This is a genomic window from Lysinibacillus sphaericus (genome assembly GCF_000600105.1).
Taxonomy (GTDB): Bacteria; Bacillota; Bacilli; order Bacillales_A; family Planococcaceae; genus Lysinibacillus; species Lysinibacillus sphaericus.
This window is the reverse complement of record NZ_CP006837.1, coordinates 290,603-311,860: the sequence shown is the minus strand read 5'-3', so window position 1 is coordinate 311,860 and position 21,258 is coordinate 290,603. Positions and strand designations below refer to the sequence as shown.

Here is a 21,258-nt window from a genome sequence, read left to right as displayed (position 1 = left end):
ACTCAGTCTTTCAATCCTACTCAATTTAATAACTTACTTAACAAATCTTCATGCCAGTCATTATGATTCTGATTGACAACTACATCTTCTTCAATGAATTTATCCGCAGACAACTCTTTTAGTGTTAACAGCGGTATTAGTGGATAATATAATTCCTCAACCTCGTAAAGGACCTCAAATGCTAAATACTCCACATTGTGCGTCTTAACTTTTTTAATAAAAACATCCCAATTTATATCCTGTGACTTAATTAACCGATAGATATCCGTATATTTAAAAAGAGGTACATCCTTGTTATATTTTTTATCCTTATAAACGTCTACACATAAAGAGAGTAACGTATCTTCCCATAACAAAACTTTAAATTGAACCCCATCTATTGTTAATATTTGTACATTTTTTAGCAATTCTTCCGTTACATCTTCTTGAAGATTACGCTCACCGAATGAATATGGAAAAAATTGCAATCTAATTTTAAATATACTTAAAAATTTCATCTCGGTGGATTTAACTAAATCAAGCGGTTTTAGGTTTTCAAGTATCCTATCCCCAGTGTCCAAATTCACATCAGCGTTATTTGGCATGTAACCAATAGACTGTAGACATTGTACGACCTTGCCTTTATCTTTATAATTCACTAACACCTTACTATCGTAGTACGGACTGTGAAGACTGTCCTTATAGATCGTTTGGCAATTTGGCAGCCCGTCTAATAAAGCATACGGAATTTCTGCTGTATTTAATATTTCTATCAACTGTAATTGATGTTGTAACTGTTCATTGGCGATCTCTTTGTGCAATTTATATTCTAAATTAGCCATTGTTTTTAATTTTACATACCCGTATTCAAAGTTAGTTTCATCCACTATGTACTTTCTTATAATTACAGATACATTTGGGAAAATATGATGCATTTTTAATAGCCCTATTACTCGTACCCAATCTAAAGGCATTTTAAGTAATTGTTTTAAAGTATCAACCTCTACATACGATAAACTTTCTTTCGAGAGTAATAATATAAGATTATTTTCCCAATCAGTATATACCAATTACTCTTTCTCCTTCCATTTCCCAATAAAATTGAATCAATGACAATATAAAAGGAAAAGGCACCTATAAATGTGCCTTTCTCCATAACCATTCATCTATTCAATTTATTTAACGACTAATAGAAACAAATCCATTACTAACTAAACTTTTCTTGGATAGGCGTTTCTTTAGCATTCACTCGATACGATTCTACTACTGATATACATGCTAGTATTCCAGCAATAGACATTAGAAACCAAGCTACATTGGAACCTAAAGTTGTAAACACAAAACCAAAAATTAATGGTCCGACAGCTGCCCCTAGAGAAACACCCATTTGACTAATAGCAGTTGCTTGCCCTTCTCTTCCAGGATAAGCAGCTCCTGTTACATAGTGTAGTAATCCAGCCCAGCCCCAGCCACCACCATAGGCTAGAATAGCCCCTACTACTTGTAGAGTGTGTGAAGGCATGGTTAATGCTGCTGTACCTAATGATCCAACGATAAACATTGATAGTAACAATATTTTTTCAAGCCCTCTAAAACGGTCAATTGCTAACCCAGCAAAAACCCTTACTAGAATATTTGTTATCGATGCAACTGCGGCCACCATACTAGCCTTTACTAATGTAATTCCTCCATGTGTTAGAGACGTAATCAAAAATCCACCTAAGCTATTTCCAATTGCAGCGCCTAGGCCTCCTGCTATCGCCAACAACATTAAATGTCTATTTAAGCGTAGTTTTGTTGCATTTTTCTTTTTAGCATTGCCATGTTCATCATCTTTTGAATTCATCAGTAAGATTATGCCATAGAATAAAGTTAGTCCAGCAACAAGTCCGAATAGATTTCTCCATCCTATAGGCACTGCTAAAAAAGGAACAGAAAGGCTACAAAACAAAGTTGCTGCAGGTATGGCTGCTTGTTTCAACCCAAACGCAAATCCTTGAATCTTCTCCGGGCACCGTCTGATAATTAGCATATTAGTAAATGGTTGACTGTACCCGTAGACAGCTCCCCCAAAAGCAGCACCTACCCATAACCCAATTTCCGGATATACGAACGTTAAGAAAAGGCTGAATGCAGTAACTAGAACTGCTATACCTATTATCTTATCTATGGAATGATGGCTGTTTATTTGCCTACTAATATAGGCTCCCATAAGTGATCCTAACCAATATAATGTTATTGTTACGCCTATAGCTCCAACACTAAACCCTGTATCCTTCCTTATTAAATCATTTACTGCACCTGGTAAAAATACAGGAGTTGAAGTCAAAATTGTAACAAAAACTACGGTTAGCGCTGTGAAAACACTTCTTGATGTTTTTCTTTCTGATTTATTATGCTCTAACAAGAATTTTTCTCATCTCTTTCTCTTTGTTTTCGTGTTCTGCATGTAATAGACTAATAATTTCTCGTGCAATTGCATCGGATTCACATAATGTAACTGAATTAACTCCAGGTCTAATACCCGCTGCAGTGACCCAGTGAACGCCTTCAGTTGGAACACCAAAAGCAAACCTTCTTGCATGCTCTTTGCCCTCACCGTCTAAAACTTTGTTAAGAGGTCTACTTACAGCTAATCCCCCTGTATCATAAATCAAACCATTGCAACTAGGTATTTTATAAGTTTGACATTGGTTTGTTTTTAACAAATAGGACATTAATGGATCCGCATTTCGCTTTAAATTTGTCTCAGGAAGACGTGCTTCAATGAGGGCCTTAGCCTTTATACCACTATTGTTAACGAAAGGAGACACAGCATAAAATATCGATTCTTCTTCCACTACTTCTACTTTAAGTTTCGGTCCGATAATGTTAACAATTCCTGCTTCCATCAAAGCAATCATTTGTTCAATTCTAATTGCTGGTGGACCAATCGAAAAGAATGCATTTAACGGCGTATACCAATTCTTTAATTCGATTTTATACGAATCTCCATTAATACCTGCGTAATCTACGATAAGACGAATTTCATTACGTAAATCTCGTAACGCGTCTAATGCCGATTTTAAAGGACTGGTCACATTACCTCTTTTGGCCTCCTTTAAGTCTAAAGAAAGATAATGAATTAACCAATCATTAAATTCTTCGGGATTATCATAAAAATGATTTTTGACAGGATTAGCAAGCGTTTCCCAATCCCACATTAAATCATCAGGAATGCCAAAGTCCTTTAAAATGCTTCTCTCATGTTCACTTCCATAGGAATAGAGACTATATTTAGCCTGAAACTCCTGTCCAGCATTCAAACCTGATTTCTCTTCAATAATTGCCTTGTAATAAATCGTTTCTATTTCTTTCGCAATAAGTGGCCATACATCATTTTTAAAATCTACGGCTTGTCCGTCTAGCGTTTGGTTATGAAAATTTTTAATCACCTCTGGAGTGATATATATTGGTGTGTGTCTGCCTGATGCACCCTTCTCATTTTCACCACGAGCGTGATATGGAATACCTCTTCGAGAACCTGCATAGATGATAGGCTCTTCCCCTGAAGCTTGGTATACTAATTTGTTTCCTGTTCGTATGAATTGCCCGCCTCTTCCCTGTGTAAACAGTGACATGTAATCGAAGAAATTCAAACCGAGTCCCTTTAAAATAACAGGCTCTCCTGCTTTTATGCACTCTAATGAAACATCGGCTGGATTACTCGGGGTAATATAAATCATTCCCTTTTCAGCTGCGATTTTTCTTAATTTCTCTTCTTCTGGAGATAAACTTACAGGTGTATGACCTTGCGCTAACACGACAGCGTCCACTCTTAAATGAACATTATCCTTTTCAAGCTGTACAATCTGGCTTCCATCATATGCATCATCAATCGCAATAGCTCGTGTTTGATGAGTATATACCATGACGTTACTTGGCATAGTTAAGACAACTTCTTTAAATACCCATTCCAAGTAGTGACCATAAAAGGCACGTGTAGGATAGGAATCTGGTTTTAATTCTTCTGCCTCTCTCATGACTAATTCGCTATATTCCAAATTAGCATTCGCGATCTTTGTTAAAGACTTAGCCCATTCATACAAACAAGGACCTTGCATAATAGGACCTTCACATTCAACACTAAAATCCGTAAACAAAGTAATTTGAGAAGCTACTGTGTTCATCAATAATGTTTTCGACTGATTTGTTCTCCACACTTCTCCAGAACCTGGAAGGAAAGGGTCTATCATATAAATTTCAATTTTACCTGCATAAGAGTCTTCTTTAAAATTTGTACGAAGTCTTTCTAACACAGAAAGTCCTCTTGGTCCGCAACCTACTAAAGCAATTCTAAAAATATCTTTTGTCATTTTAAAACTCCTTCTAATAAATTTATAATGACCAACCCTGTATATTAGCTAAAGTCATACATGATTTTTGTTTACTTGCAGCATTAATGTTTTTATTAAATCTGCCGCTGGAAGAGATTGAGCAAGTTTATAGCCCTGTCCAGCCCATAAAGACATGTACTTTGGATTATCTGACTGAACAGCCTCTTTTCTTAATTTTTGTGTCATATAATGAACTTGTGGATACGCAGCGGGTGCTTCCTTGTCATAAGTGGATAGAAAATAATTTACTAACCCTCTTGCACGCCTGCCCGTAAATGCACGTGTAATATGAGTTGTTGTATAGTCCGAATCCGTTAAAGCTTTTCTATATACTGGATTCGTCCCACTTTCTGGACAAAGGAGAAAAGCGGTACCTAATTGAGCAGCACTAGCCCCTGCCCCTAAAACAGCAGTAATCGTACAACCATCCATAATCCCTCCTGCCGCTATAATAGGAATATCGATTTCCTTTTTCACGATACTTATAAAAACGAGTAATCCATACTCTTCGTGAGGTTCCATATTATTTGAAAAGGAAGCTCGATGTCCTCCCGCCTCAATGCCTTGCAAACATAATGCATCGGCACCCGATTCATTTGCTATTTTTGCTTCTTCTAAATTTGTAACGGTAACAATTACGAAACTTCCATTTTGCTTTAATTCTTTTATAGTTTCAGTAGACGGACATCCAAAAGTAAAACTTACAACAGGTATTTTTTCTTCTTTGATTAAGTCAATTTTGTTATGCCAGTCATCATCATCCACGATTGGATCTCCAACTGTAGTTCCTAATAGTAATGCTTCTTTTTCTAACTTCGCTCGATAGTCGTCCACATTACAATTATCATTGATTTCATTTAGGTTAGGGACAAATAAATTTACACCAAAAATATTAGAAGACAAATTACGAAATTCTTGAATATCTTTTCTTAAATCTTCAGTTGTTTTGTATCCAGCAGCTAGAAAACCTAATCCTCCTGCATTGGATACCGCTGCGGCAAGAGCTGGCGTCGATACCCCTCCCGCCATAGGAGCTTGTATAATTGGGTATTTTAATTTATCTAACATACCGTTCTCCTTTTCATCGATGATTTAATTTTTCGAAAATTAAATTTGTTTTTTTAGAAACTCAGGACTCTTCTCAAATCGAATACCAGTTAGAAGTAAGCCTGCGCCTACTAAAACTACACTGGCCGCACCCAGTAACACAGCATCATAATTCTGAGTGGCAGTTGAGATAATTCCAGCAATTGATGGCCCAATCATTTGTCCACCTGCATAGATAGATGTAAGAATGCCAATAATCCGACTACTATTAAATGGACTCATTTGGCGTGCTAATGTTGTAGCAAGGGTTGTGATTCCCATAAAAGTGGCCCCAAATAATAGAGCACTTAAAACTACCCCTATTTGAGATACCCATAAAGCTGGTAGCGCTATTCCAAAAGCTTGCAGTGTCATTGCTAACACCAAGGATTTAACAAATCCAATTTTTTTAGCTAACTCTGACCAGATAATACAAGATGGAATTGCAGCCAATCCAACCACCATCCACACTACGGTAGCATCACCATGAAAGCTCGGTATTTCTTTCGCGATAGATACAATAAATGTACCTGTCACAATATACCCTAACCCTTCTAATCCATAAGCTACAATTAGCCAAGGAATCCATTTTAAAGGAGGTACCCATAGAGCACTTTCTTGTTTACTAGTTTTCTCAAAAGACAGTGGTTCGTCTTTCATGCTAATCCAAACTATCAAAACTAGTAGCATACTAACACCGGACAAACCTAACCATACGCCTTCCCAGCTGTATAAACGATTTAATATGGGTATCAGTAAACTTGATAAAAAAATGCCCAGCCCTACTCCACCATAGAAAATGCCAGACCAATTCAATTTATTTCTGATAGCTAGTTTATCTAGCACAATGCCAGAGGCCATCACAAAAACAATAGCGCTGGAAATACCGGATATAAAACGCAACCCATACCAAATAAAATAAGATTGAAATAAACCCATACTAGCTGTTGTTAGAATACTAATAACCAGACTCAACCTTAATATAAACGTTCTATGTTGCTTTACAGGAATAACTCCTACTAAAAATGCCCCAAGTAAATAGCCTGCATAATTACTTGTAGCAAGATAACCCCCTACTGCATTTGAAAACGAAAGATCACTTTGCATCAGTGGAAGAATTGGCGTATATGCAAACCTGCCAATTCCCATAGCAACGATTAAAGATAAAATACCGCCTAATAAAAAAATAGAAGAATGTTTAAATAAAATCACACCCCTTGTAAAATCATTATATAAATATCATAACTTTTTTTTGAATTATAGTATAATTCAGGTAAGTGATAGTTACCATCTTTTATTTATATAGCTAAATGGAGGGTTTACTTATGGACTTACATGCTTTGAATATTTTTAAATCTGTTGCCGAAAAAGGGAGTATTTCGCAAGCCGCTCGTGATCTTAATTACGCACAATCCAATATCACTACTAAAATTCAACAATTAGAAAACGATCTTCAAACCACACTATTTTATCGGAATAACCGTGGCACTACCTTAACTTCCAAAGGGAAGGTCTTATTAACATACGCTGAAAATATCTTTAATTTAATAGAAGAAACAGTCAAGGTGATGCAAGATAATCAAATTCCACAAGGCCCATTATCTATAGGCTCTATGGAAACAACTGCTGCTGTTCGCTTACCATCCTTACTATCGAAATATCACCACGAATATCCAAATGTAGACTTGAATTTAAAAACAGGGCCAACTCAACAAAATATTCAAGGGGTTTTGCATCATGAACTAGATGGGGCATTCGTTGCTGGTCCTATTGACCACCCAGAACTAACTCAAAAGACTGTTATCGAAGAGGACTTGGTACTAATTACAGATACTGTTCATCCTCCTTTGTCATCTATTAAAGATATCCAAACAAGGACGCTACTAGTGTTTCGAAGTGGCTGCACTTATCGGGCAAAACTCGAACAATGGTTGCATGATGAAGGAATTACACCAAATAAAATAATGGAATTTGGTACACTTGAAGCAATTCTTGGCTGTGTCTCTGCAGGGTTAGGCATAAGTATGCTCCCCTATTCTGTTATAGAAATGCATTTACAAGCTGGGACAATTAGACATCATTCAATCCCAAATCCTTATGGAAAAGTTGAAACAATATTCATCTATAGAAAGGACACATTTATACCTACATCTTTAATTAAATTTATGGATATGTTTTGTGAGGAGAGAAACGCTTATCAACATCCTATTTCTGTTCAATAATCAGAATAGTCAGTTTTAAATAACTAAAAAATAATAGCGTTAATTTACAGTGCTGTGCCTTATGTATATGGATATTTCCAATGAAGCTAAGCATAAAAATAGTAACGGCTTATGCGTCTTTTATCCCCTCTTACATTTATAAAGCATCTTAACCAATTTGGCTAAGATGCTTTTTTAATACATGTGTACAAGCGTAGGCACTACTTTGCATTGATATAGTAGACGAGATGATCAGTCCATTCATCGTCCTCATAGATAAAGCCTTTTCTCGTGCATTCATAAACCATTCCAACACTTTCTGCCAACTTTATTGATGCATTATTATCAAGGTTTATATGCGCTTCGATTCGATGATAATTTAATTTCTCAAACGCTAGCTCAATCGCTGCCTTTACAGCCTCTTTACCATAGCCCCTTCTCCAAAAGTGGTTATGGATGGTATACCCGAATCTAGCCCATTGAAATTCTCTCCTCATAATTGTTGAAAAATCGATAACACCAATATGTGCATTATCCTCTTTTCTAAACACACTAAATACATAAACATTGTCATCCACAGCCATCTGATAATGTTGAGTGACTAACTCACTAAACCATTCTTTTGTACAAATACCCATGTCTATTTTCCCGTCATCGTATTTATGCTGAGAAGGTAAACGATTTTCATATTCAGTAAGCCAAGAAGAATAATCATCCTCTTCTATAAATCGAATAACTAATCTTTCTGTTTCCGTTCTTATCTTATGCAATTGAACACCTCGTCTAAAAATATTCCCCACTATTCAATAGCATATTCTACATAATGGAAATATATCCTCCTTAATTAGCGGCTGTATGGCCCTTTTAAAATTTTCCCAACTACTAAACGATAGGCAACATAAGATAGAAGTTCTCTGTAGTTAACATAAAAAATAACAGCACCCTAATATTTAACGATTAGGGTGTTGTTTAAAAACCTCATATATAAAATGGAACTGACCCCAATAGATATAGACAAATAAAAAAAGCATCTTCGATTGAAATCGGGTATAGATACCCAAACTTCAATTAGGAGGTGTTTTTTCTATGGGAACAAGAGTGAGTTATCCATATGATGTAAAAATGAAAGCGATTGAGATGCGATTAGCAGATGTACCTATCAAACAGATTTTATTGGAATTAAATATACGTCATAAAACACAGGTGGAAACATGGATGCGTTGGTATAAAAATGGCGAAATCAATCGTTTGAAACAACCTGTAGAGGTATCGGCAATTTCTAAAATCAATGGTCGTATTCTTTAATAAAATATTATATATTCTGTTCCTCGTTAGCTTCCCATTTAGCAATTTCCTCTCGAACACGGGGGGCAACCTCTGTCCCGAGCAATTCGATGGCACGCATTACTTGATGATGTGGCATTGTACTTAACGGCACATACATCATAAAACGTGTAATCCCTACATGCTTACGCAAATGAATGATTTTTTCAGCGACTGTATCTGGATCACCAACATACAATGCTCCTTCAAAACTCCTTGCAGCATCAAAGCTTGAACGGTCATAATAAGCCCAACCTCGCTCTTTACCAAGCTTATTCATACCAGCTTGCGTAGATGGGAAAAATGTATCTGCTGCCAATTCTCTGTTTTCCCCTATAAAACCTATCGAGTGAGAACCTACCTGAAGTTTAGATACATCATGTCCGGCACTTGCTGCTGCTTTCTTATATAACTGTACAATCGGTGCAAATTGCATAGGGCTTCCACCAATAATTGCTAGCATAAGTGGCAACCCTAGTAGGCCTGCACGGATGGCAGAATCTTGATTTCCACCACTACCTACCCATATAGGTATAGAATTTTGAACTGGTCTTGGATACACACCTAAATTATTTATTGCAGGTCGATGTCTGCCCTGCCAAATTACTTTTTCCGATTGACGAATTTTGAGCAGCAAGTCCAAATGTTCTTCATACAATTCATCATAATCGTTCAAATTATAGCCAAACAGCGGAAATGACTCAATAAAAGAACCTCTCCCCGCCATTATTTCTGCACGTCCATTTGAAATGCCGTCAAGTGTGGAAAAATCTTGGAAAACGCGTACGGGATCTGCTGAAGAAAGCACAGTTACGGCACTTGTAAGTCGTATATTTTTTGTTTGCGGTGCCGCTGCCGAGAGAACCATCGCTGGAGAAGAGGCAGCATAATCCTTCCTATGATGTTCACCAACGCCAAATACATCCAGCCCTACTTGATCCGCAAGAATAATCTCTTCGACCACTTCACGTAATCGTTGTGCATGACTAATCACTTCACCACTATAAACATCTGGCTTCGTTTCTACAAAAGATGTAATACCAATTTCCATTAAAATCTCTCCTAATCTAATTAAATTGAAAGTAAAAGTAGTCAGTACCTTTATAGTAGTACTCTGTTTCTAGTAGCTATCTTACAGCTATCCAATCTTTACTCGACTACTAATAAACCAAAAAAGCAGAGCAACAGCGCTGACAGAGGCACCAAGTGAAGAAACCCCTTCCCAGCCAAAATGTGCGTATATTTGAGTCGAAGCAATTGATCCAGCTGCACTACCAATAGAATAAAAAATCATATATCCAGCAGTAAGTCGACTCTGTGCTTCCCTACGCAATGGAAGAATCATCGTTTGATTCGTGACATGTATTGCCTGTACGGCTAAATCCAGTAGCACAATGCCAACCACTAATGCAAAGAATGATTGTTGTAAATAACTAATAAACAACCACGCAATTAACAATAATGTTAATGCAATACCAGTCGTTCGTTGTCCATAACCTCGATCGGCAAGTTTTCCCGCACTTGCCGCAGCTAATGCTCCCGCAACACCAACTAGACCGAATGCTCCTATTGCGCTATGAGATAGAGCAATAGGCGGTGTACTAAGTGGCAACACTAGCGAAGTCCATAAAATACTGAAATCCGCAAAAATCAACATAGCTAACACGGAACGAACACGTAATGTTCTTTCTTGGCTAAACAATGTGAATGTTGATCTAATCAACTGAGAATAGGTTATTGATTTTACTTCACGCTCTACATTAGGCAACACTTTAAAAAATAAACTAGCTAACAAAAGCATGATGGTTGCAGAGACAATAAATACCGAACGCCAACCCGCCAAATCTGTTAGAATACCGGCAAAAGTCCGTGCGAGCAGTATGCCAATCACTATTCCACTTGTTACAATACCCACGATACGCCCTCGTTCTGTAGGAGAAGCAATGTTCGCCGCAAACGCCACGAGCGTTTGTGTAACAACTGCAAGAAGACCTACCAACGCCATACCTACAAAAAGTATTGCACTCGAAAAGGCAGTCCCTACTATAATCAGCGCTATTGTGGATAATAGCATCTGGCCAACAATAAGACGTCGTTGATTTAACAAATCTCCAAGCGGAACGAGTAATAGTAAACCGATTCCATAAAAAATCTGTGTAATAGTAATCACTAAACCAATGAAGGAATCGTCAATACCAAAGTCATTCGATAATTGATCGAGTAATGGCTGAGCAAAATAAATATTGGCAACAGAAATTCCACAGGCAGTTGCAAACAACAATGCCATAATGCGAGACATAGATGATTGTTGTTGGCAATGAGGATTTGATGGATCCTCCATATTTGTCTCTGTTTTGAACACACCTATCCCTCCAATCACAATAAGTTTACAAATATAACATACCGAACGGTACGATATAATTTATTGGTAAATATAGCTTAAACACTTTTCCAATGTCAATAACTTTGTTTTACAAAATAAAGTTTTGCATGAAATAAAAGGATGTGGTTTGACTAATAAAGCAGGTAATCATATAATAATTACATACTGATTGGTATTGAAAAAGAATTATCATTGCAGTATTTAAATCATAAATAATCAAAATTTGAAGAGGAGTATTTTTAATGGCAAGAACCCGTGAATTTGATGAGGATCAAGTTTTAGATGCAGCTATGCAGTTATTTTGGGAGAAAGGATATGAGGCTACCTCATTAAGTGATCTTACTTCTAGAATGGGGATTCAACGTCCTAGTATTTATTCAACTTTTGGTGATAAGAAAGAATTATTTGAAGCAGCACTTCGCAAATATACAATGACTAGGGCATCCGATATTCGGACTACTCTTCAAAGCCACTCCTCTGTAAAAGAGGCATTTACTATTTTTTTTACTGATATCATTAATGACGAATACGCAGAAGAGCTTAGTAAAGGTTGTTTTTGTATTAATACAATGGTTGAACTAGCGCCACATGATGAGCGTTTTGAAATCTTAACCAGAGAACATCAAATGTATCTAACTGTCATCTTTCAGGAGACGATTGAACGAGGAATACAATCTGGGGAGCTAGAAGCCAACACAAACGCAAAATCTTTAGCACAAGCACTTATTGTCTCATTAATTGGTATAACGGTTATGATGAAATCTCGCCCTCAACGTTCTTTTATTGACAATGCTATCGCCACAACTCTTACATTACTTAAGTAAAAAGATACAATATATAACTTTGAAAATTAGAACGTTGTAACTGAGATTAAATTCTTTTCTTTCTATGGCCACAAAGGCGCTATCCCCTGATAGCTGCCCTTGTCCCACAAAAGTCTACATGGATTTTTACGTTACATCAAACAGGCGAATTACGACATATTTAATTCATCAAAACTTAATTTTTTTCTACACGCTTTCCATTAACAAAACACGATAATACTAATCCAGTAAGAGCAATAGCTGCTATAAAGAAGAAAGCATATTTTGTTCCTTCTGCAATTAACTCTAATAACGAGGCATTTTGGAACTGTTCCATATGCTTGTTTTGTCCACTAACCATTAATGTAATGGCTAAAGCAGTTCCTATTCCCCCTGCAATTTGTTGTAATGTGCTCATGACTGCGGCACCATCAGCGTATAATTCACGTGGCAACTGATTTAATCCGTTTGTTTGTGCCGGCATAATAATCATTGATATTCCTATAAAGAAGATTGTATTTGCCAAAATAATTTGCCAAACAGGTGTATGTGCGGAAATCGTAAAAATAAATAGTAAACTTGCACTGAACGTTAACAGAAAGCCCAATGGCAAAAATTTTTTAGCTCCAAATTGATCAAAAAGTTTCCCTACTACTGGTGATAAAACAGCATTCATTGCACTACCCGGTAGAAGAATAAGACCTGCTACTGTAGCACTGAATAGCAATGAACCTTTTAAGTACATTGGTAGCAAAATAGCGGTAGATAAAATTAACAGCATACCACTAAACAATAGCAATGTTCCTAACGTAAACATCGGATATTTGAACGTCCGCAAATTAATCATAGGCTGCTTCATTTTAAATTGGCGAATAGCAAATAGGATAATTGCCACTAATCCCACAATAAAAGGTAGATATACCGTGGCTGAAGCAAATGATTTTTCTGAAACGGTACTTAAACTGTAAATGAAGCCTCCAAACCCAAGTGTTGATAAAATAATGGAGAAAACATCAATCGCTGGTTTTGTAATCGTAGATACGTTATCGATTTGCTTTAACCCAGCTATCACTAGTGCTGCGTAAAACACAAGGCTAATCCAAAAAATATAAGACCAATTCAACGAGTCTACAATTAAACCTGCCAGTGTCGGTCCAATCGCTGGTGCTGTTGTAATAACAAGACCCATCAAGCCCATAACCGCTCCTCGTTTATGAATTGGAAAAATTAACAAAATGACATTCATCATTAAAGGTAGAATAATACCTGTTCCAAATGCTTGAATAATACGACCTATTAATAAAATCGGAAAGTTTGGCGCTAAAGCTGCTAAAATCGTCCCCAAAATCGAAAAAATTAATGAACCCACAACTAACTGTTTTGTTGAAAACCATTGAATAAGAAGAGATGAAACAGGTACTAAAATACCAATTGTTAATAAATAGCCAGTAGTCAGCCACTGTGCAGTTGCAGCTGACACTGCAAAATCAGCCATAATATTGGTCAGTGCCATATTTAAAGCCGTCTCACTAAACAGTCCTATAAAAGTCGCAAACATAAGTACAAAAGCCATGCTTTTAGGTTTATGTACTGGCACAACTTGCATTGATGAAGCCATAAAATACTTCCTTTCTTTCTCCACGATTAATTAGACCGGTCTATATAATATTAACAAAAGAAAGACCCTTTTTACTTTGAAAGCAATAAAGGGATCATTTTGTTAATTTGAATTAAAGGTTCACTCGATTTTTTTGTTACACATAATGTAATGCCGCCTTCAATTAATGCACTTATTGTTTTGCTAATTAAGAAAGCACGCTCCTCACTATATCCACTAACTTTTAATTTCTCAAAGTAAAGATTTCCCCAAATTTCAAAGGTTTCTTCACAAGCCTGACGTAAATTCTCATTTACAAATGCTGTTTCCATTGCGAGTAATCCCATTGGAACATTTTTCAATTTAGATATTGGATCGATGTCATGAAAAATTCCCGAAATATTTTCTATATGGAATTGAAATGCCTTAGCTGGATCATCATAAGCTGCTAAATTTTGCTCTATTTCTGCTGCAATTCTTGTTGCCGATAAGTTAATCGCTTCAACAGCTAATTGTTCCTTACCATTAGGAAAATGATAATATAAAGAGCCTTTAGGGGCCCCACTCTCTTGAATAATTTGACTCAAGCCAGTAGCATGGTATCCTTTCAAATGAAAAAGCTCTGTTGCAGCTTCCAAAATTTTTTCGCGAGATGATTTTTTGCTAGACATAGGCTGTACCTCCCTTAAAATTATAACGAACGGTCTACATAATAATATAAGTCTTTTTGAATGTTGTCAATTTGATTAATGCTGAATTTCACAAAGAAGCACTCCAAATTTAGAGCATGTCTACAATTTCTTTGGCAATTTCATCAAGTTCTTCTGCGATTTCATTTTGCGTAGGGGTTTGGGCAACTCTTATTAAATACTGTTTAAACTGAACTTGCGACTCTACAGGTAATTTAATAACCAAAAAATGCAAAATAAACCACTTCCAGTTCTCATCATTTGAAGATAATATCGCTTGCACATGAGAGACAATTTCCTTAGGGAAAGTTAATAGGATCTCCACCACGCCAGAAGCAACAGGCCAGTTCATATCTTGCGTATATTCTAGGAGGTCTGGCAGTAAAGGTTCTAATACATTTCTATCTAATTTTTTTAGTTTTTCAACCTTATCAACATCGTATATATTTAAAGGGAGATAATCTTCATACCCTTCCAAATCCAGCACCTCCTTGTTTTTCCTTGGTTAACACTCTATTAAAAAACTACGCTACATTAGTAGGACCTTGCTTACTAAGCAATCTTATAAATAACTGACCTAGAATATAGATACTTGAGACAAATATCATAGCACCGTTTTTGCCAAAAGGTTTAAACCAACTGCCATCATCCAATATAAAAAAATGACCCAATACTAATGAAATAACGAGCATCATAATATTTAAACTAAAAAACAAAGATAAATTCATTTTTCTCGTTAATAGACCTATAACGACTATGCACACTATAAATATAGGAAATAAGAAATCCGCGTCCTCACTATTAAGATAAAAATGATATTCATAAAAATAAAAGAAAAATGGAACTGGAAATAAAGACATTATACAAATAATAAATTTTTTCATTTATATAAACCTCACTATATTGAACAAATAAGGAAATCAATATTTAGTGTAATTTTACACCAAAAATTGGTTTTTTCATATATTTAATAATTCTTATTTAAGACTCTATTATGTGATTCTCTACCCTCTTTTCTACTTACTTTAGGCAAAAATAAAATGCTGACAATCCACCCTAAATACAAAGGGTATTTTAATATTTCATTTGTTGAATACCCTAATAAATAAGGTAAATGATTATACCGGTTATATACAATCGCAATCCTATTTTGTTCAACATAAGTCACCCCTTCTTTTCAAGAACAAAATGTTTTGTTAATTATAACACCGCCTTTTTATTATACCATTTATTTACATATATTAATTTATGCAATATTGCTCACATAGCATTTTATTTAGATAACCGTTCGTTCAAGAATTGCTTACAGTTGTCCGTTTTTTACGTTTGTGTTATAAAAAACTAAAAATAGAGTAGGAGGAGATTATCATCAAATTAAGAGAAGAATACACTTGTCCGTTAGAATTAGTACAAGATATGATCAAAGGAAAATGGAAATGTATTATTATTTGGCGATTACGGCTTGGACCCACATCTCCATCTAAACTAAGACGGGATATTAAAGGAATCACTGAAAAAATGCTGTTAGAACAATTAAAAGAACTAATGGATTTTCAATTAGTCGATAAAGAGGAATACCTTTCCACATATCCACTACGAGTGGAATATAGCTTAAGTACAAAAGGAAAAGAAGTATTAAAATCATTAGAAATTATGCAGCGATTAGGTATTCAATATCTCGAGGAGAAACAAATAATAGGTAGTCGTTAAATAGAGTACCCTTACAAAAAAGTGGGTAATTTACGATAGTTTTTTCTCCATGTTATCATGACCTCAACAACAACATATGGAGGTAATAACCATGAAGAAAAAATTTATACTATTCCTATCCATCCTTTCACTGTTAGCTATAGGTATACTAGCTGGATGCAGTAATCTAAATAAAAATATTACTGAATCCACAAAAGAAAAATCATTTGTCGTAACAAGTACTGGTATAGTAGATGGCGTTATTCAAGATCAATATGGACAACTAGGAGATTCCTTTAACGAGCATGGCATGCCGACTTATTCATTACCATTAAAGTTTGAAAATGCACCAAAAGAAACTGTGTCATATGCGTTAGTTTTAGAAGATAAAGACGCTTTCCCTATTAGCCAAGGGTTCTCTTGGATTCATTGGACAGCAGCTAATATTCAAAAAGATGAACTGAAAGAAAACGAAAGTCAAACAGCGACTGATTTTGTCCAAGGCGTAAATAGTTGGATAAGTCCTCAAGGAGGTAGCCAAAGTACAGAACTCTCTAGCTTTTACGGGGGGATGGCTCCGCCCGATAAACCTCATACTTACGAGATTCATGTCTATGCATTAGATACGACCGTCGATTTAGAAAATGGATTTTTACTGAATGAACTCTATCATGCTATCGAAGGGCATGTGTTAGCTGACTACACTTTAAAGGGTACTTACCCAAATAAGTAATTACTTATTATCCTAATTTATCTCAACATTATCTCAATTTAATTTCAAATAAGTCCGGGACTGTTCGATTTTTTGAGTCTCTGGACTTTTTTCTTTGCTCCTAGTAACATTGTTTTAAGAACAAATTGATTTGGTTTTCTACGTTAAATCACTGAAACTTTAGCCAGCTATAGCAACAATTTAGACAAAAAGAGCTTGGCTAATAATTTTTTTGTTTTCATTACTGAAACAATATAGGATATACTTTTATAGTCCTGTTATTGGCACGTAAAATAGAAAGTTAATTTCAAGAAAGTTTTATTGGAGGTTTATTATGAATTACAGAATTATTAACAAACAAGTATTTGAACAAGCACAGCTTCGTTCGGTTTCAGATGTACCATTCACCGAAGAAGAACTTCAACATGGGATGAAAATTGCCGTCTCTAAAGCAGATGATACTTTAGCTTTATATTTACTAGATATCGAAGGTCATAGAAAATTTGAAGTTCGTTGGGACGATTCATCAGAAATTTTCAACGGTTGGTATTCAGCATGGGATAATTTCTCTTGGTGCCTAGATGTAGTAAGCAAATAAATAGCCTTGTGGAATAATATCAACTAGAAACGAACATTCTTTTGTTTTCAGTTGATATTATTTTATTTAACTAGTATTTCTACTTTAGAATAAAGGGTTTCTCATTAAACTATTTAGTAGCAACATTTGCAACTTCATAAACAGTAAATTTCTTGAAGGAGTGATATGATGAAATTTTTTAAGAAGATTACATTTATCCATCCTATAAGAAAGTACATACATGTCATACTAATCATTTTCATGTTTGCTCTTGTCGTTCCTGCTGGATTCGATCCGCTATATTTAAATTTAATCATGGTCCTTTTTGGACTCGTCATATTAAATCGTGGTTTTGATTACAAAGGAACGGACACTAAAGCTTATTACAAATGTTTGTATATGGGCGTAGCGATGTGTTTATTATTTATTGTTTTATTTATTGTCCAATTTATAAAAAATGGATAACATATGTTACGCATGCCTCTCACTTTCCGATAGTCAGTAATGCACAGAAGATGATTTTCTTTCATTCGTTAGAAAAAATACTTTAACTCCCTGTCCCTTTGTATAATTCATACGCAATTTGAACATATATGGAGTAACAAGGGAGGAATGAACATGAAAAAACTACTTTACATGTTAGTACTATTCACGCTATTGTTATCAGCCTGTGGAAAGAATGCAGAACCGAAGGAAGCAGCAGTGAATCAAGAGACATCTGTTAAAGATATTGTGGGCGCAACCGTTAAAAATAAATTTACTGTAGAAGAAACGAAAGGTATTGTTACTATTTCGATTCAGGATACAGATGTCCGAGAAGGTTCAAAAAACCAAATGCTAAAAGATTCAGGGAAAATATTTGCAGAGATGTCGAAACTAAAAAGCGTGAAAACACCTTCGATTATTTGGTATGCCCCATTAACAGGTGCTAATAGCAATGAAGAAATGACCGAAGTATTAAGCATTTATTTTAATGAAAAAGATTTTAGAACTGTCAATTGGGCCGACTATTCTCGATTAAATATAGAATCCATTGCTACTGAATATAGGGAAAACCAAGCATTAGGAGATTAAGCATTTAGAAGCGAGTGCAAAATGGAAAAAGTGTAAGATTGACTGCCATCAATCTTACACTTTTTTGCTCTGTTATTGTTTTTCGCTATGGCAATTGCTCCAAAGGGTACTTCTATGCCCGTACTCGCTTGCGTGCAGTATGCCTGCGTCTATTTTTATGCGTCAATCTATGTAATGATTGCGTCGCTTCATTGGCCTCTCAACCGCTTCAGACCTCTAGACAATCAAAACATTCATTTATATGCCCATTGTATTCATTAATACAATACGCCAGCCATCCGGATCTTCAATTGTTACACCTTTTTCAGCCCAATAAAGATTTTCAGGCTCTACTTCTGGATACCCCATCTGCGCCAAACGTTGCGCAATTCGTTGGATTGTTTCAATATTTGGCATATACAACACTAGAAGATTATCTTTTGTCGGTGCTGGACACGGGCTCCCCTCAATATGCTCGGTAAACTCCAAATGATAATTAGCATTTGGCAGGCCAATCATAATGCCATCGTAGCCTTGATGGCCTGAAAAAGAACCTATTTTTTCTAATCCTACCCCTTCACAATAAAATCTTTCTATTGCTGCTAATTGATTTGTAGGTCTTGCAACACGAACTTGTACAACTTCCTTTGTCCAATCTTTCATTGCCATCTCCCCTTTCAGGACCATTATATACTGGAAAAACTTGAGAGTAGAACGGTCAATAGTCTGAGATTTTAGCCGATTGCCAGATTATATTTGCTTTTTGTAATGGTGATTCCTTTTCTAAGTAATATTGTTCTGCCATCCAATATCTCTGTTTATACTTCTTCATTATTGCTAATTCATCGCCTATATACGAATCACGCTTTAGTACTCTTTCTTTCCTAATCTCTAAAGAGCATTCTAAAAAAACCGTATAATCATAAAATTGTTCCCACTCATGGCGCTGGAGAAAGACTCCTTCTATTAATAAAATACTATTTGGTGGAAATACGCTTTGTATATTTATGATAGTATTCGTTTCCCGATTATAAAAAGGAAGCGTTAGCTCCTGATAATCTTTATGTATTTTGGAAAAGCAATATTTTATGTACGCTATATCCCATTGTAAGTAATAATATTCGTCCCATTCTTCATAACCCGTATTATAGCGTTTTTCGCTTTCTACAATGTAATCGTCAATATGTAACACATGGATCGTACATGCATTTTCTAGCATGCTCACTAACTCTTTGACAAAGGTCGTTTTTCCTGCCCCACCTAATCCGTCAATGGCAACAATAAATGGCCTTGCTCCTCGATCCGAACTGCAATATTGTTTCATTATTTCGTTTGTAACCTGCTGTAGGCAAAGCAATTCTTCACTCTCCTTAAAATTCAAATAACCAGCTTACCTTCACAAGGTAAACTGGTCTCTTATTAATTAATGGGATAAAGCAACATTAAATGAAGCAGCCGTTTTCTCTTTTACCTCTTCCAATGTCACACCCTCTGCTAATTCGATGAGTTGCATGCCTGCATCTGTAAAATCGAATACAGCCAAGTCCGTTATTAATCTGTGCACGACACCTTTTCCTGTTAACGGTAGCTCACACTGCTTTTTAATTTTTGATTCTCCATTTTTATTGACATGCTCCATCACCACGATAACTCTTTTCGCGCCGACAACAAGGTCCATAGCACCGCCCATGCCTTTAATCATTTTTCCTGGAATCATCCAATTCGCTAGATCCCCAGTTTCCGAAACTTCCATACCACCTAAAATTGCAAGATCAATATGCCCCCCACGTATCATGGCAAAGGAATCAGCGCTATCAAAAAAGGATGCGCCTGGCACGGCTGTCACCGTTTCCTTCCCTGCATTAATGAGGTCAGGGTCTACCATACTCTCCTCTGGATAAGGGCCAATGCCAAGAAGGCCATTTTCAGATTGTAATAACACCTCGTAGTCAGCAGGAATAGCATTGGCAATAAGTGTTGGGATACCAATACCTAAATTGACATTCATACCATTTTCAATTTCTTGCACTGCTCTATTCACTATTCTATGTCTTGTATCCACCATCATGCTTCCTCCTTTTTCACTGTCAAACGCTCAATACGTTTTTCATATTTGTCACCGAGTAAGACACGTTGCACAAAGACACCTGGTGTGTGGATATGATCTGGATCTAGTTCGCCCACTTCCACAATTTCTTCTACTTCTGCAATTGTAATTTTGCCAGCCATTGCTGCTAACGGATTAAAATTACGTGATGTTTTTCTATAAATTAAGTTGCCTAGCTTGTCTGCTTTCCATGCTTTGACAAGCGCAAAATCTGCAACAATCCCTTGTTCTAAAATATATTCTTTGCCATCGAAAACCTTTACTTCCTTGCCCTCTGCAATAGGCGTGCCAACCCCTGTCGCTGTATAAAATCCTGGAATACCTGCTCCACCAGCTCGTAGCCGCTCAGCTAACGTTCCTTGTGGCGCGAGCTCTACTTCTAACTCGCCGTTTAAAAACTGCTGTTCGAAAATTTTATTTTCGCCAACATAGGAAGCAATGATTTTTTTTATTTGTTTATTAGCTAGTAATAATCCTAATCCCCAATTATCCACTCCGCAATTATTGCTTACAACGGTTAAGTCTTTTGTTCCCTTTTGTTGTAATGCTGCAATTGCCTTTTCTGGAATACCACATAAACCAAATCCCCCAACTGCTAACGTAGCACCTTCTTTAATATCTGCAACGGCTTCCTCAAACGAATGCCACACTTTCCCGTTCTCCATATCGAAACCCCCTAAAAT

General features: G+C 36.1%; 22 protein-coding genes and 1 pseudogene. 8 read left to right on the top strand and 15 right to left on the bottom strand.

Annotated elements, in window-relative coordinates:
- Positions 1–20: 20 nt before the first annotated feature.
- The 5 genes from T479_RS01450 to T479_RS01430 all read right to left on the bottom strand — a co-directional run bounded on the left by T479_RS01450 (position 21) and on the right by T479_RS01430 (position 6,653).
- On the bottom strand, positions 21–1,049 hold the full coding sequence (locus T479_RS01450) for a nucleotidyltransferase family protein (RefSeq protein WP_025218435.1): 1,029 nt from the start codon (positions 1,047–1,049) through the stop codon (positions 21–23).
- 137 nt (positions 1,050–1,186) lie between these two features.
- A complete protein-coding gene (locus T479_RS01445) occupies positions 1,187–2,386 on the bottom strand; it encodes an MFS transporter (RefSeq protein WP_024360906.1) in 1,200 nt (399 codons plus the stop codon).
- Positions 2,373–4,334 carry an FAD/NAD(P)-binding protein gene (locus tag T479_RS01440; RefSeq protein WP_025218434.1) on the bottom strand — a complete coding sequence of 654 codons (1,962 nt, stop codon included), beginning with the start codon at positions 4,332–4,334 and terminating at the stop codon, positions 2,373–2,375. The genes T479_RS01445 and T479_RS01440 overlap by 14 nt, the downstream gene beginning before the upstream one ends.
- Before the next feature lie 54 nt (positions 4,335–4,388).
- Positions 4,389–5,423, bottom strand: a complete 1,035-nt coding sequence (locus T479_RS01435) for an NAD(P)H-dependent flavin oxidoreductase (protein WP_025218433.1) — start codon at positions 5,421–5,423, stop codon at positions 4,389–4,391.
- Between the two features lie 39 nt (positions 5,424–5,462).
- Entirely contained in the window at positions 5,463–6,653 is a 1,191-nt protein-coding gene (locus T479_RS01430) for a YbfB/YjiJ family MFS transporter (protein WP_025218432.1), read from the bottom strand.
- 113 nt (positions 6,654–6,766) lie between these two features.
- Here T479_RS01430 and T479_RS01425 point away from each other — a divergent pair, with 113 nt between their 5' ends.
- On the top strand, positions 6,767–7,663 hold the full coding sequence (locus T479_RS01425; protein ID WP_025218431.1) for a LysR family transcriptional regulator: 897 nt from the start codon (positions 6,767–6,769) through the stop codon (positions 7,661–7,663).
- Between the two features lie 200 nt (positions 7,664–7,863).
- Here the strand turns inward: T479_RS01425 and T479_RS01420 are convergent, their stop codons facing one another.
- Positions 7,864–8,412 (bottom strand): GNAT family N-acetyltransferase, encoded by a 549-nt coding sequence (locus T479_RS01420; protein WP_024360901.1) that lies wholly within the window; start codon positions 8,410–8,412, stop codon positions 7,864–7,866.
- A 316-nt stretch (positions 8,413–8,728) separates the two neighbouring features.
- On the opposite strand from T479_RS01420, the pseudogene T479_RS01415 reads away from it, so the two are divergent.
- Positions 8,729–8,905: pseudogene (locus tag T479_RS01415) on the top strand (IS3 family transposase); the annotation flags it as partial.
- 49 nt (positions 8,906–8,954) lie between these two features.
- Here the strand turns inward: T479_RS01415 and T479_RS01410 are convergent.
- Together T479_RS01410 and T479_RS01405 are read right to left on the bottom strand one after the other, a co-directional pair.
- Positions 8,955–10,016, bottom strand: a complete 1,062-nt coding sequence (locus T479_RS01410; protein ID WP_025218429.1) for an LLM class flavin-dependent oxidoreductase — start codon at positions 10,014–10,016, stop codon at positions 8,955–8,957.
- An 87-nt stretch (positions 10,017–10,103) separates the two neighbouring features.
- Positions 10,104–11,327, bottom strand: coding sequence for an MFS transporter (locus T479_RS01405; protein WP_025218428.1), 1,224 nt, complete (start codon positions 11,325–11,327; stop codon positions 10,104–10,106).
- A 263-nt stretch (positions 11,328–11,590) separates the two neighbouring features.
- Between T479_RS01405 and T479_RS01400 the strand changes: the two genes are divergently transcribed.
- Positions 11,591–12,172 (top strand): TetR/AcrR family transcriptional regulator, encoded by a 582-nt coding sequence (locus tag T479_RS01400; protein ID WP_025218427.1) that lies wholly within the window; start codon positions 11,591–11,593, stop codon positions 12,170–12,172.
- A gap of 175 nt (positions 12,173–12,347) precedes the next feature.
- Here T479_RS01400 and T479_RS01395 read toward each other — a convergent pair whose 3' ends face one another.
- From T479_RS01395 to T479_RS01385, 3 genes are all read right to left on the bottom strand, one after another.
- Positions 12,348–13,769, bottom strand: a complete 1,422-nt coding sequence (locus tag T479_RS01395; RefSeq protein WP_025218426.1) for an MDR family MFS transporter — start codon at positions 13,767–13,769, stop codon at positions 12,348–12,350.
- A 71-nt stretch (positions 13,770–13,840) separates the two neighbouring features.
- The gene (locus T479_RS01390; protein ID WP_025218425.1) at positions 13,841–14,419 is read right to left on the bottom strand and encodes a TetR/AcrR family transcriptional regulator; all 579 of its coding nucleotides are present in this window, start codon (positions 14,417–14,419) and stop codon (positions 13,841–13,843) included.
- 109 nt (positions 14,420–14,528) lie between these two features.
- A complete protein-coding gene (locus T479_RS01385; RefSeq protein ID WP_227665398.1) occupies positions 14,529–14,924 on the bottom strand; it encodes a DUF5071 domain-containing protein in 396 nt (131 codons plus the stop codon).
- Positions 14,925–15,853: 929 nt separating this feature from the next.
- On the opposite strand from T479_RS01385, the gene T479_RS01375 reads away from it, so the two are divergent.
- The 5 genes from T479_RS01375 to T479_RS01355 all read left to right on the top strand — a co-directional run bounded on the left by T479_RS01375 (position 15,854) and on the right by T479_RS01355 (position 18,489).
- Positions 15,854–16,147 (top strand): winged helix-turn-helix transcriptional regulator, encoded by a 294-nt coding sequence (locus T479_RS01375; RefSeq protein WP_227665397.1) that lies wholly within the window; start codon positions 15,854–15,856, stop codon positions 16,145–16,147.
- A gap of 91 nt (positions 16,148–16,238) precedes the next feature.
- A complete protein-coding gene (locus T479_RS01370; RefSeq protein ID WP_025218422.1) occupies positions 16,239–16,859 on the top strand; it encodes a YbhB/YbcL family Raf kinase inhibitor-like protein in 621 nt (206 codons plus the stop codon).
- Between the two features lie 313 nt (positions 16,860–17,172).
- Positions 17,173–17,436: a hypothetical protein gene (locus T479_RS01365; protein WP_024360891.1), complete on the top strand. Its 264-nt coding sequence runs from the start codon at positions 17,173–17,175 to the stop codon at positions 17,434–17,436.
- A 165-nt stretch (positions 17,437–17,601) separates the two neighbouring features.
- The gene (locus T479_RS01360) at positions 17,602–17,880 is read left to right on the top strand and encodes a hypothetical protein (RefSeq protein WP_137036933.1); all 279 of its coding nucleotides are present in this window, start codon (positions 17,602–17,604) and stop codon (positions 17,878–17,880) included.
- Between the two features lie 153 nt (positions 17,881–18,033).
- A complete protein-coding gene (locus tag T479_RS01355; RefSeq protein WP_024360889.1) occupies positions 18,034–18,489 on the top strand; it encodes a hypothetical protein in 456 nt (151 codons plus the stop codon).
- 237 nt (positions 18,490–18,726) lie between these two features.
- Here the strand turns inward: T479_RS01355 and T479_RS01350 are convergent, their stop codons facing one another.
- From T479_RS01350 to T479_RS01335, 4 genes are all read right to left on the bottom strand, one after another.
- Positions 18,727–19,131: a VOC family protein gene (locus T479_RS01350; protein ID WP_036204622.1), complete on the bottom strand. Its 405-nt coding sequence runs from the start codon at positions 19,129–19,131 to the stop codon at positions 18,727–18,729.
- Positions 19,132–19,186: 55 nt separating this feature from the next.
- A complete protein-coding gene (locus T479_RS01345) occupies positions 19,187–19,825 on the bottom strand; it encodes an AAA family ATPase (protein ID WP_025218420.1) in 639 nt (212 codons plus the stop codon).
- Between the two features lie 66 nt (positions 19,826–19,891).
- Positions 19,892–20,533 carry a 3-oxoacid CoA-transferase subunit B gene (locus T479_RS01340; protein WP_025218419.1) on the bottom strand — a complete coding sequence of 214 codons (642 nt, stop codon included), beginning with the start codon at positions 20,531–20,533 and terminating at the stop codon, positions 19,892–19,894.
- The gene (locus T479_RS01335) at positions 20,533–21,240 is read right to left on the bottom strand and encodes a CoA transferase subunit A (RefSeq protein WP_024360885.1); all 708 of its coding nucleotides are present in this window, start codon (positions 21,238–21,240) and stop codon (positions 20,533–20,535) included. Before T479_RS01335 ends, T479_RS01340 begins: the two co-directional genes overlap by 1 nt.
- Positions 21,241–21,258: the final 18 nt, after the last annotated feature.